Source organism: Candidatus Kapaibacterium sp., from assembly GCA_023957315.1.
In the GTDB taxonomy this organism is placed as follows: Bacteria; Bacteroidota; Ignavibacteria; order Kapaibacteriales; family UBA2268; genus PGYU01.
This window is the reverse complement of sequence record JAMLHE010000006.1, coordinates 121,965-134,638: the sequence shown is the minus strand read 5'-3', so window position 1 is coordinate 134,638 and position 12,674 is coordinate 121,965. Positions and strand designations below refer to the sequence as shown.

13 protein-coding genes and 1 pseudogene are annotated in these 12,674 nt (G+C 38.6%); 11 read left to right on the top strand and 3 right to left on the bottom strand.

The genetic code is table 11. The annotated features are described in order from the left end of the window. The first annotated feature begins 193 nt into the window (after nucleotides 1-193). A complete protein-coding gene (locus tag M9949_08195; protein ID MCO5251384.1) occupies nucleotides 194-1,705 on the top strand; it encodes an FAD-dependent oxidoreductase in 1,512 nt (503 codons plus the stop codon). 11 nt (nucleotides 1,706-1,716) lie between these two features. Here M9949_08195 and M9949_08190 read toward each other — a convergent pair whose 3' ends face one another. Further along, complete coding sequence (locus tag M9949_08190; GenBank protein ID MCO5251383.1) at nucleotides 1,717-2,313, bottom strand: DUF2179 domain-containing protein; 597 nt, start codon at nucleotides 2,311-2,313, stop codon at nucleotides 1,717-1,719. A 155-nt stretch (nucleotides 2,314-2,468) separates the two neighbouring features. On the opposite strand from M9949_08190, the gene nuoF reads away from it, so the two are divergent. Next, complete coding sequence (gene nuoF, locus M9949_08185; protein MCO5251382.1) at nucleotides 2,469-3,800, top strand: NADH-quinone oxidoreductase subunit NuoF; 1,332 nt, start codon at nucleotides 2,469-2,471, stop codon at nucleotides 3,798-3,800. An 8-nt stretch (nucleotides 3,801-3,808) separates the two neighbouring features. Further along, complete coding sequence (nadD, locus tag M9949_08180) at nucleotides 3,809-4,402, top strand: nicotinate (nicotinamide) nucleotide adenylyltransferase (protein ID MCO5251381.1); 594 nt, start codon at nucleotides 3,809-3,811, stop codon at nucleotides 4,400-4,402. A 4-nt stretch (nucleotides 4,403-4,406) separates the two neighbouring features. Here nadD and M9949_08175 read toward each other — a convergent pair whose 3' ends face one another. Continuing rightward, nucleotides 4,407-5,312 carry a DUF5668 domain-containing protein gene (locus M9949_08175; protein MCO5251380.1) on the bottom strand — a complete coding sequence of 302 codons (906 nt, stop codon included), beginning with the start codon at nucleotides 5,310-5,312 and terminating at the stop codon, nucleotides 4,407-4,409. Continuing rightward, on the bottom strand, nucleotides 5,312-5,761 hold the full coding sequence (locus tag M9949_08170; GenBank protein ID MCO5251379.1) for a PspC domain-containing protein: 450 nt from the start codon (nucleotides 5,759-5,761) through the stop codon (nucleotides 5,312-5,314). The genes M9949_08175 and M9949_08170 overlap by 1 nt, the downstream gene beginning before the upstream one ends. A gap of 308 nt (nucleotides 5,762-6,069) precedes the next feature. On the opposite strand from M9949_08170, the gene rsxC reads away from it, so the two are divergent. The 8 genes and pseudogenes from rsxC to M9949_08130 all read left to right on the top strand — a co-directional run bounded on the left by rsxC (nucleotide 6,070) and on the right by M9949_08130 (nucleotide 12,574). Beyond that, nucleotides 6,070-7,410, top strand: coding sequence for an electron transport complex subunit RsxC (rsxC, locus tag M9949_08165; GenBank protein MCO5251378.1), 1,341 nt, complete (start codon nucleotides 6,070-6,072; stop codon nucleotides 7,408-7,410). Nucleotides 7,411-7,452: 42 nt separating this feature from the next. Continuing rightward, the gene (locus tag M9949_08160) at nucleotides 7,453-8,418 is read left to right on the top strand and encodes an RnfABCDGE type electron transport complex subunit D (GenBank protein MCO5251377.1); all 966 of its coding nucleotides are present in this window, start codon (nucleotides 7,453-7,455) and stop codon (nucleotides 8,416-8,418) included. After that, nucleotides 8,415-8,981, top strand: coding sequence for an FMN-binding protein (locus M9949_08155; protein MCO5251376.1), 567 nt, complete (start codon nucleotides 8,415-8,417; stop codon nucleotides 8,979-8,981). Before M9949_08160 ends, M9949_08155 begins: the two co-directional genes overlap by 4 nt. After that, nucleotides 8,978-9,565: pseudogene (locus tag M9949_08150) on the top strand (electron transport complex subunit E). Before M9949_08155 ends, M9949_08150 begins: the two are co-directional and overlap by 4 nt. A gap of 195 nt (nucleotides 9,566-9,760) precedes the next feature. Further along, on the top strand, nucleotides 9,761-10,339 hold the full coding sequence (rsxA, locus tag M9949_08145) for an electron transport complex subunit RsxA (GenBank protein MCO5251375.1): 579 nt from the start codon (nucleotides 9,761-9,763) through the stop codon (nucleotides 10,337-10,339). Between the two features lie 2 nt (nucleotides 10,340-10,341). Continuing rightward, nucleotides 10,342-11,322, top strand: a complete 981-nt coding sequence (locus tag M9949_08140) for an FAD:protein FMN transferase (protein ID MCO5251374.1) — start codon at nucleotides 10,342-10,344, stop codon at nucleotides 11,320-11,322. Then, nucleotides 11,323-12,159, top strand: a complete 837-nt coding sequence (locus M9949_08135; protein MCO5251373.1) for an RnfABCDGE type electron transport complex subunit B — start codon at nucleotides 11,323-11,325, stop codon at nucleotides 12,157-12,159. A 1-nt stretch (nucleotide 12,160) separates the two neighbouring features. After that, complete coding sequence (locus M9949_08130; GenBank protein ID MCO5251372.1) at nucleotides 12,161-12,574, top strand: SoxR reducing system RseC family protein; 414 nt, start codon at nucleotides 12,161-12,163, stop codon at nucleotides 12,572-12,574. Nucleotides 12,575-12,674: the final 100 nt, after the last annotated feature.

The following is a 12,674-nucleotide window of genomic DNA, read 5'->3' as shown; positions in this document are numbered from 1 at the left end:
TCTAAGTTTTTCATTAAAAAAAAAGCAAATATAGAAAAAAATACGAACCTGACAAAGTTTATTTGTATAAGAAATTTATAACTTTTACTTTTGTGGTTGTATATCTTAAAAAATATTCGTAAATTTAAATTTTAGAATTCATTAAATAAAAATTAATCTTCGAGTTATGGGTTACAAAGTACTAGAACTTAAAATGAGAACTGATTACACCGTTGAGGAATTAGACGACGTAATCAGGAAAATCCTTCGAATAAGTGAATTCACTTATAGTATCGAAAAGCAAAGTCTTGACGGGCGAAACGTTAAGGACATTCATTGGGTTGTACGCGTCGGTGTACAATCAATCGAAATCCAAAACGATTTGGAACCTGAAATTGATAATCTGCTTATTCCATTCCGCAAACGGAACGAACATGTGGTAGTTGTTGGTAACGGTCCTGCAGGATTTTTTGCAGCATTTGTGCTGATTCAAGCCGGATACATGGTTACCATGATAGAACAGGGTCCCGAAGTTTATACTCGGACAAAGGATGTTAAGCACTTTGAGAAAACGGGCGAATTGAACGAACGTAGCAATTACGCTTTCGGTGAAGGCGGTGCAGGTACTTTCTCGGATGGTAAGCTAACTTCGCGAACAAAATCTATTTTGCGCGAAAAGAAATTTATTTTCGATAGTTATGTCCAAGCCGGTGCACCGGAAGAAATAAAATACTTGGCAAAGCCACACGTAGGCAGCAATTTGCTTACAAAAATTGTTCGTACATTGAGGGAAGATTTCATTGACCGAGGTGGAAAAATCATTTTCGATAACAAAATGACTAATTTCACTGTCAAAGGTACAACAGTCAAAAGCATTGAAACTGAAAAGGGCAAAATCAAAGGTGACCATTTTGTTTTTGCAGTCGGGCATTCATCTTACGAAACTTATCGCCTATTGCTTTCCAAGGGCGTAAAATTTAATTTGAAGAATTTTGCTATCGGAACTCGAGTAGAGCATCCGCAAGAACTTATTAACCAAGCAAAATGGAAAGTTTCGGAATTGCCCGGTGTCAAGGCAGCCGATTATGCACTGACCTACAATTTCAACGATGCAATGACAGTTTACTCATTCTGTATGTGTCCGGGTGGTATGGTAGTTCCTGCACCACCTGAAAGAGGATTGAATATTGTTAACGGTATGAGTAACTATAAACGTAATTATCCTTTCGCCAATTCTGCTATTGTTGCCGGAATAGACCTTCAGACCCTATTGGGCAGAGAATTAGTACCGGAAGAAGCCTTGGAATGGGTACTAAATTTGGAAAGAAAATTCTACGATTTTTCAAACAGCTACAATGCACCTGCTGTAAAAGTTCAAGATTTTTTACGGTTCAGTACTACTACATCTTTCGGACCAACAAGCTATCCATTTCCGTTGGTTACAGCAGAATTCCGAGATTTATTCCCTAAGGAAGTTACAACATCAATGATGTATGCACTCAAAGATTTCACGCGAAAAATATATGGTTTTGAAGAAGGCGTTTTGATGGGACTTGAAAGCCGTACTTCCTCGCCAATTCAACTTGTACGTGACGAGATGAGATGCGCCGGATTTGATAACTTATACGTTGCCGGCGAAGGTTCAGGATTGTCCGGCGGAATAGTAAGTTCTGGTGCTGACGGTATTAAATGTGCAATGGATATCATTCACAATAGCTTATTATAAGCAAATTGTAATCATTTTCTCTTTGAAAATAGATGCCATCGGTTTTTGCGAATCGAAGGGTCTGCAAGTTGTGGCATAACACCACCACTCACGAATCGAACATCTTCGATTGAATAAAAGGCATTAGGATTGTATTCTTTAATGAAATCTATGATGCTTTCTGTGAGATTGCGTTGAATTACTAGAAATAAAACGCTTACTTTGCCATTAATGCCTTCTGCATCAAGAATTGTAACAGGATAATTTTTAGCTCTGAAACTTGCTACAAGTTCAGTTGCATCCTTATGAGTGATAACGCGAATGATTACATATCCAAGAGACAATTTCTCTTCTATTACCATTCCAAAATACGTACCGAGAGCAAACCCTCCTGCATAAGCAACATAATAATACATGTTATTTAGGTTCTGCATGATTTGGCTAACTGCAATTATCCAAACGAATGACTCAATGAATCCAAGCGCCGGAGCAATTTTTGTATATCCTTTGCCTATTAGTATGATTCTAACAGTACCGATACTGACATCAAGGATTCGTGCCAATAAAATTAGTAGGGGTATGATTACCCAAACTGTCGTAAATGTGCCAAAAATATCAGTCAAATTCATAATTTCCAATGTTGATTATATCAAAGTTCAAAAGTACGGTATTTAAAATGACAGAGCAAATTTATACAAATTTCAAACAAGATTATTATATTAATGATGAATCATTTATATTTGTAACGTTTAGAATTTAAAAACGAATGAGTTAGATTAAAAATATGATGACTGAATATCCACGAATAGTTTTGCCGGACATTCCGGATTTGCACAAAATTGAAGTTTACAAGGCTCATAATGGCTATCAAGCGGCTGCTAAGTCCTTGAAAATGACACCTGATGAGGTAATCAACGAAGTCAAGGCTTCCAAATTACGAGGTCGTGGCGGCGCTTGCTTCCCAACGGGCTTGAAATGGAGCTTCATGCCAAAATCTACCGACAAGCCCAAATTTTTAGCTGTCAATGGAGACGAATCCGAACCGGGCTCGTTCAAAGACAGGCAAATTTTTGAATATAATCCACATCAATTGATAGAAGGAATCCTTATTGCAGGATATTCTATGAATTTGAAAGCTGCTTATGTTTATATTCGCGGCGAATATCATAAATGGGTGAAATTATTCCAAGACGCTGTAGATGAGGCTTATGCAAATGGCTATGTCGGCGAAAAAATGAAATCTACTTTCGGCACAAATTACAGCATGGATATTTACGTTCACAAAGGTGCCGGTGCTTATATTTGTGGCGAGGAAACTTCACTGATGAATTCGCTCGAAGGCGATAGAGGCTATCCGAGATTCAAGCCACCTTTCCCTGCTCAAGTTGGTTTGTGGCAAATGCCAACTACTGTAAACAACGTAGAAACTATCGCAACTATACCTCCCATTATGAATATGGGTGGAGAAGAATATGCCAAAATTGGAGCGCCCGGGCATCCCGGAACAATCCTCTTTGGAGTGAGCGGTCACGTTAATAAACCCGGTGTTTATGAATTACCCACAGGCATTCCACTTAAAACCCTTATATATGATATTTGCGGAGGCGTTCCCGGCAACAAGAAAATCAAAGCGATTATTCCCGGAGGCTCATCAATGCCACCTTTGCGCGGAGATGAAATTGAAGATGTTTTGATGGACGAAGAATCACTCAAAAAATATGGCACTCATATCGGCACCGCAGGCGTTATGGTGATGGACGAAGATACTGACATTGTAGCGGTAACACTTAGAATTGCACATTTCTACCATCACGAATCTTGCGGTCAGTGCACTCCTTGCAGAGAAGGAACAGGCTGGATGGAAAAAATCCTAAAACGTTTGGTTGCAGGTGATGGTTCACAAAAGGATGTTAATTTGTTACTTTCTATTTGCGACAATATTGAAGGCAATACTATTTGTGCTCTTGGAGATGCTGCAGCATGGCCCGTAAGAGGATTTATCCAAAAATTCAAAGATGAATTCGTGGCAAAAGTTGATAATACACGCATTTTTGTGGCACCGAATGTTGTGCATGGCAAACGACTAACACACAAAGATTTGGTCTTTAAAGTTTAAGTATTTTATTGAAAAAAATTGGAATATTCGGCGGTAGTTTCAATCCGATTCATATCGGACATTTGATTATTGCCGAATATTTTTTTGTTCAGCAAAAGTTGGACAAAGTAATTTTCGTTCCCACTTACATCTCCCCTTTCAAGCAGGACCAAACCAAACAAATCGCTGACGAAGACAGACTGGCAATGGTCAAATTGATAACTGATACCGATGAAAGATTTGAATTTGACGATTTTGAAATTAAATCGAAAAGTGTTTCATATACATATAATACTGTCAAACACATTCAATCGCGATACCCAAATTTGGAATTGACACTGTTAATAGGATTTGACAATTTGCCCGATTTGCACAAATGGTATGAATTTGAAAAATTGGCAAAAATGGTTACATTTTGTGTTGCGAATAGAAAATCAGATTCCCCCATAAACGAAAAAATGCCCTCATTGGGGGCAGCTGTGCGTTTGAATTACCTGAACTCTCCAAATATTGAAATATCATCAAGTCGGATAAGGGAAGCTATTAAGTCCGGTGAGGCGTTTCAATATTTGTTGCATCCAGCAGTTTTTGAATATTTAAAATCGAAGAAACTATATTTGTAGAATTCTATTTTTTTTTAGAAACTTCAAAATTCGACAAGGCTCCATCCAATTCAATATTGATTTTTCGTTCCCAATCATCATAATCCTTAGAATAAAAAACTCCGGGTTCGGAGCTTATGAAATCCTTGAAATTGGTTGACGATAGTGATGTTTGTGTTTTAATCCTACACCCTGCTTTGGGAGGCAGAATGATTTTGAAATTTGCAGCACCCGAGCTAATCTCAATGTTGCTGTCAGTCAAATCCCCAATATTGATTTTAAAGTCAGAAGCTCCGGCATCAATTTTCAAATTGCGAAGGAGTAGCTCTTTGACGTTAATGTCCGATTCCGAAGCTCCCGTACTTAATTCCATATCCCATTGATAGGATTTGCCCAAAAGTATATTAATTGAGCGAGATGATTTGCCAAAATCAACATCAGCTCCACTAAAAGAATATCTTACAGTTGAGTCCGTGATTGATTTGGTGATTTCGATACTGGGCGATTTTGATTGAACTACGAACCCATATTCATCAGAAACATCAAAACTGAATTTGCCAATGCCACCCGAAAAATCAAGTTCGGCATATTTGATAGTTTCATCAATCGGGTCTTCATAACTATTGATGAATACTTTTGATTTATTCTTGAATTCGAACTTCTTATCAATATTGATATTACCAAAGCCATCAACAACTGAGATGTACAATGAAGTAAGTATCAAAGCGAGTAAAATCCCCGACAATGCTGCTAAAATTATTTTAGCGACATTGTGAATTTTCAGCAGAGCGATACCCCAAATAATCAGCAATACGGGCCAAAACTTGATAATGCCCTGAAATGCCGGCAGTTCGACACCAAAATTTAGCAGGAGTATAAACACACCCAAAAAGATGAGAAATGAACCTCCAAAAATTGTACCGGCTTTCATTACGATACCTCCGTATTATTCTTATTAACAGATTTGTAAATAAGGTATCCACCGATTGCAACAAGAATCAGGGGCCATATATAGCTAAAGCTGTCCCAAACATTCAATTTGTCCAATAAAATAACTGCTCCCAGAATTATTAGGAATGCTCCGGCAATAACTTTTCGGTCTTTCTTTTGTTTGCTGTCATCAATATCAGCATAGTTGTCCATATTCATATCCTTATTAGGGTCATTAACAAAATCATAAAAATTTTCTACTTCATCGGGGTTCTCGGGCAACACTATCCATAAAATAATATATGCAATCACACTAACACCCCAAGCAAAAGCAGTCATTATAAACAAAACCCTGATAATCACGGGGTCAATATCAAAATAATCTCCCAGTCCACCCGCAACTCCTCCAATCATCTTACTTCGTCTTGATTTATATAATTTTTTTCCCATTTTAAACACCTTTTTATCTTATTACTATGATTCATACATAAATTTACAAATAATACGCATAAAGTATTTATAAAGTTTCATTTTAACATTTTTACAAAAAAGTTTATTGATTTTTGCATTTTATGCTAAAATATCGTAATTTGGTTTTTTGCATTTATAGATGCTTAATTTTTTTATTAGTTGAATCGAATACATTATGGCTACAAAGTCACCAAAATGGTATTAAAATATGCCAAAAAGGTCTTAAATTGCATGTACATAAAGCGTTCATTAAGAAAAAGTTTTTATAAAATATATCGGCAGGGAACATGAGTTTTTTTTCAATCAATAAATCGTTCAAAGGCGGTGTTCATCCTGATGAACATAAAGACCTCACTGAAAATTCGGCATTTGAACTAATGCCCTATCCGACGGAAGTTGTATTGCCTTTGTCTCAGCATATTGGCAAACCCTCGAAAGTTTTAGTCAAAAAACGAGATTTAGTAAAATCCGGGCAAGTAATTGCAGAGCCGGACGGGTTTATTTCATCAATTATCCATAGCCCTATTACAGGCAAAATCAAGGACATCGGCAAAACTGCAAGTGTTGGCGGCAGACCACAAGAAGCCGTTACTATAGTTGCAGAAGGTGAAGATGAAGTAGTTTTCATGGAGCCATTAGATGCTGATTCAATCACTGCGGAATTGATTATCGAAAGAGTGAAAGAAGCAGGTATTGTAGGTCAAGGTGGAGCAGCCTTCCCGACTTATGTCAAATTGATGCCTCCAAAGGATAAGAACATCGAATGTATCATCATCAATGGTGCAGAATGTGAACCTTATTTGACTCGCGATTACAGATACATGGTAGAAAGAACCCAAGATTTAATCATTGGTATCAAATTGATTATGAGAGCTTTGGGTGTCAAAAGAGGCATAATCGGCATTGAAGACAATAAACCGGAAGCAATCAAAATGCTGAAAGAGGCTACAAGCCATCATTCGGAAATCAAGGTTGAAGTCCTCAAAACCAAATATCCACAAGGTGCCGAAAAAATGCTCATTAAAGTAGCAGTTAATAAAGAGGTCCCTCCGGGTAAATTGCCCTTAGACGTTGGCGTGGTGATTCAAAATATTCGTACTGCTATATCTGTGTTTGATGCTGTTGTAAAAGGCGAACCTCAAATCACTGCTGCACTAACCGTGTCAGGATTTGGCATTAAAACTCCCAAAAATTTAATCGTTCGCGTTGGTACTACAATTCAACAAGTGCTTGATTATTGTGGCGGCACCAACGAAGACGCTCGAAAAGTAATTGTTGGCGGTCCAATGATGGGTGTTGCCCAATACGATATGAGTGCACCCGTGCAAAAAGCAACATCCGGATTACTCGTACTCACAGAGCCGGAAATGAAGCATAGTCAGGAAACAAACTGCCTCCGTTGCGGCGCTTGTGTAGATGTTTGTGCTTTGAATTTGATTCCCAAGGATTTAGCGAAATTCTCCAAAGCAGGTAAATGGGACGAAGCTGAAGCATTAGGAGTAACCGTTTGTATGGAATGTGGAACTTGTTCTTACAACTGCCCGGCAAATATACCATTAGTTCAATGGATTAGATTAGGTAAACAAAGAGTAATTAATATACAAAGAAGCAAACAAAATGTCAGTTAGAATTTTTGAGAAACAATTTGATAACAACAATAAGTAAACAATATGGCTGATTTGAAACAAATAATTAACACAAAACTTGAACTTGCAAGCTCCCCTCATGTTCATACAAAGTTATCAACTGAGCGGGCTATGCAAATGGTTATTTTAGCATTGCTGCCTAGCGTTTTATCGGCAGTAATTTATTTCGGAATATATCAGTTGCTGATTTTCTTGGTCAGTATTGGTGTATCCATGGGTACAGAATATGCAATCAAACGAATTCGTAAGCAAGCAAATACCCTAAGTGACGGAAGTGCCTTTCTCACAGGACTTTTGTTGGCACTAATCCTACCTCCGAACTTCAGTTTGGTATTCACCGGATTGGGTGCCTTTGTATCAATCTCAATCGGGAAAGAAATCTTTGGCGGTATTGGATATAATATTTTCAATCCTGCACTTGTCGGACGTGCCTTTTTGCAAGCTGCATTTCCGGTACCAATGACAACTTGGACTAAGACAAGCTTCAACGTTGATGCGGTCACCTCTGCAACTCCATTAGGCGGATTCAAATTTGATGGCATTGCCGCAGATTTGAGCTCAATGTTTTTAGGAAATACAGGTGGTTCGTTGGGCGAAACCTCCGCTCTTGCAATTCTTATCGGGGGAATCTTTTTGATTGCCTTAGGAATTGTCAATTGGAGAATCCCCGTTTCGATGATTATCGGGATATTGGTTTTCGGGACTCTTATATGGATGATTAATCCTGAAGCGTATATGAATCCGCTCTATCACCTCGTGGGTGGCGGCTTCTTGTTCGGGGCTTTCTTCATGGCATCCGATTGGGTTTCCTCGCCGATTACAGCAAAAGGCATGTGGATATTCGGATTAGGCATTTCACTTATAATTGTAATAATTAGAGTTTTTGGCGGCATTCCGGAAGGCGTTATGTATGCAATCTTGTTCATGAACGCATGGGTGCCATTGATAAATAGATACACTCAACCAACAATTTTCGGAGCAAAAAAATGAACACAGTAGTAAAAATGTTGCTCACTCTTGCTATAGTTGGAATTATTTCCGGTGCTTCATTATCGGAAATCAGCAACTGGGCTCAACCGAAAATAGCCGAACACAGAAAACGTGCCACTGAAAAAGCGATTTTCTTTGTCCAAAAAGATGCTAAATCTTATGAAAAAATTGAAGATGCACCTTTTGAATTATATACCGTTGCTGATGAGCAGGGCAATATGATTGGTTACGCACTTCCTTACGAGGGAAATGGTTTCCAAGGCAAAATAAGAATTATGATGGGGATTGACCTTGAAATTTCAAAAATTTTAGCTATCGAAGTTTTGGAGCAAGTCGAAACTCCCGGACTCGGAACTATAATTACTGAAGAATCATTCACTAAGCAATTTATAGATTTGAACTGTAATCCAGCCATCGAATCAGTCAAAGGCGTACCACCAAGCAAGGATAACCAAATCCAATCGATTACAGGTGCTACAATTTCATCGGTTGCAGTTGTCAAAATCATGAATGAAGGACTTGAAGCATTGCGTAACTACAATAAAACCGGAGCAAAATCATGACAAAAGAACTAACATTATCAAAAGAATACATGAAAGGTGTTTGGGACCAAAACCCGGTTCTAAAACAAGCATTGGGTCTATGTCCGGTTCTTGCTGTGACCGTATCGGCAATCAACGGAATCGCAATGGCTTTGGCAACAACCTTTGTATTAGTTTTCTCAAGTTTGATAATTTCATCAGTAAGAAAACTCATCCCAAATCAAGTTAGAATTGCCTCTTTTATTCTTATAATCGCAACATTTGTTACAATTGTTGACTTAGTAATGAAGGCACAATTCCCCGAATTAAGTAAATCTTTGGGTCCATATATACCCTTAATCGTTGTGAATTGCTTGATTTTGGGTCGCCAAGAAGCATTTTCATCTAAAAATACTCCCGTGAAATCCTTGATGGATTCGCTCGGAATGGGAACAGGCTTTTTAATAGTACTTTTTGTGTTGGGTGGAATAAGGGAAATTTTGAGCGCTCGTACTTTACTCGGCTTTCAAGTTTTACCCGACATGTTCGAACCTTGGTTAGTCATGATATTACCAGCCGGAGCATTTATTACATTAGGATTAATGTTAGGTTTTTCCAATGTCTATGCAATGAATAGAAAGGAAAAAACTCACAAAGAAATTATTGATACTTACTTATCAAGCAAATCTCAAAGATTGGCAACACATAGAGCCGAAGTCTTGTCTCAAGAAAAGGCAGCTCTCGAAGCGAAAATGAAAGCTAAAGAGAAAAGCGACGACAAGCCTAAAGATAATGATAACCAACAATAACAGGATACAAAAATGGAAATAATCTTAATATTCTTATCATCAGCAATAGTTAACAACTTTGTTTTAGCATATTTTCTTGGTATTTGTCCATTTGTTGGTGTATCAAGCAAATTATCGTCAGCCTTTTCGATGGGAATGGCAACTACATTCGTCATGGTAATAACAGCAATTGTAACTTGGTTAATTTACAATTTGATTTTAATTCCATATAATCTGGAATTTCTGCAATATGTGTCATTTATCCTGGTAATTGCTTCGCTTGTGCAATTTGTGGAAATGTTTGTCAAAAAGGTAAGCCAACCGCTATACCGTGCATTGGGCATCTTTCTGCCACTTATAACAACAAATTGTGCTATATTGGGTTTGGCATTGTTCATAGTATTGAAAGAATATAGTTTTATCGAAGGTATATTCTACGGAATTGGAGCAGGTGTTGGCTTTACGATGGCAATTGCTATTATGGCAGGCATCCGTGAGGAAATCGAGTTGGCAGATGTGCCGAAAGCATTTCGCGGTGCACCGATTACTATGGTGATTGCCGGTATCTTAGCACTTGCGTTTATGGGATTTGCAGGAATGATTTCAGTATAATTATGAAGAAAATTGTGTTCATATTATTGATAGTACTATTTTCGACTTCATGCGATAAATCAAATGATGTTGCAAAAGACCCATTTGTCAGGTCAACAATCAGTATGGGTACTTCGTTAGAAATCAAAGTTCTCGATTTCGACGAAGATTCGGCAACTGTAATTACCAATTTAGCGATTGAAGAAGCCGAAAGGATTAATCAGAAATTTTCTACATATATTGATGATAATTACATGGCTTGGCTTAATTCAGTCAATGATGAAATTATTAAAGTTGATGATGAAACATACATCTTGCTGGAGCGTTGCGACAAAATCCACAAATTAACTCTCGGCGGTTTCGACCCTGCCGTTGGTAATTTAATAGAATTGCTGGGTTTTGAAAATGGCAGCCCTCACCTACCCTCTCAACATCAAATTGACAGTGTTTTGAAGGAAGTTGGTTGGAAGCATGTCGAGCTATTGGATAGTAATGTAATCAAAAAGAAATCGCATATCAAGTTGAATTTTGGCGGTATTGCCAAAGGATACGCAGTTTACAGGCTATACCATATGATGGAAACACATGGTGTAAGCAACTTTTTGATTAACTTTGGCGGTGAAGTCATCGCCAAGGGAGATAACTGGACTGTAGGGATTCAACATCCGAGAATCCAAAATGAATTGCTTGGAGTGCTAAATCTGAACCAAATCGGTTCAGCAACTTCGGGCGATTACGAACGTTTTTTCAAAAAAGATAATAAACGATATAATCATATAATCAATCCGGTAAGCGGCTATCCCGCTGACGAATGTATGAGCGTCACAATTATCGCCAGTGATATGACTGACGCTGACGCGTTAGCTACCGGAGTTTTTGTCATGGGTGCGAAAAAAGGCATGGAAATAATTGAATCAATCCCCGAAATCGAGGGAATGATAATTGATTCTGCCGGTACTACATTCATGTCATCAGGATTTGATAAATATTTTAGGAGTAATTAAATGGAACCGACTTTAATATTAGCAATTGCAACTATGGGTGGTTTGGGATTATTCTTTGCGGCTGGCTTGGCTATTGCCGACAAAAAATTAAGAGTTGAAGACAATCCCTTTGTAGTTAAAATAAATGAAGTGTTGCCGGGAGTGAATTGCGGAGCTTGCGGCAAAGCAGGGTGTTATGATTTCGCAGTAAATGTTGCAGAAGGCACCGCTTCCGTTACGGGTTGTCCTGTTGGAGGCTCAGACACTGCCAAAGAAATTGCAATGATAATGGGTGTCGAAGCTGCAGATTCGGAAGTAAAAACAATCCCGAGAATCCTTTGCAAAGGTGGAAATAGCGAAGCTGTCAACAAAATGGTGGATTACTACGGTCCATTGAGTTGCTCGGCTATGGAAATAGTTTCAGGCGGCGAAAAGCAATGCCTTTACGGTTGCCTCGGAGCCGGAGATTGTGTTGATGCTTGCCCATTCGATGCGCTCGTAATGAACGACAACGGCATCCCCGAAGTCGTGCCGGATTTGTGTACAAGTTGCGGGATTTGCGTCAAATCGTGCCCAAGAGACATAATTGAAATGCACCCAATTGACCAAACAGTTTTCGTATTTTGCAAAAACCAAGATGACCCGCGCACAGCCAAAGAAGTTTGCAACGTCGCTTGTATAGCATGTGGAATTTGTGCTCGCAAATCTGACGGCGGAATCGAAATCGTGAACAACGTTGGGGTGATTAATTATTCATTGCTCGACGACACTAAAATTCCATTTGAAAAGTGTAAAACCGGTGCAATCCAAAAGATTGACCTTGAGTTAGACCTTGGAATCAAAATGAAGAAAAATTAGAATGGAAGAGTTACTCGAAACCGGTACGGTTATTTCCATTGAAAACGATGTTGCTCAAGTAAGGCTGCATACCAAAGAAAAGTGCGGCGATTGCAACAGTATTTTCTGCGGCATCAACGAAAAAGGCGACAACATACTCACTGCCAGAACCAAAGCCGATACAAAAGTCGGTGATAGCGTTACGATTTCAATTCGCGGCAAAACGCTTGTTGCAGCAACGATGGTGCTATATGTAGTGCCAATGATATTGCTGACAGTTGCGATTTATGTTGGGATATATGCGCTCGGTTTATCGGAGCTCTATTCATTCGGCTTATCATTAGCTGTGCTCGGCGTTCATTATTTGATTGTATATTTCACCGGACTTCTCTCTAAACAGCAATCACAAATACCACAGATTGTGGAGAGAGAGTAGGGAATAATGTTCTGTCTTTGTTACAACTGACAAAAAACAAACATAGCTCACGCATTTATCCGTGGGCTATGTTTTTTCTTTCTGAGGCTGTCTCACAAGG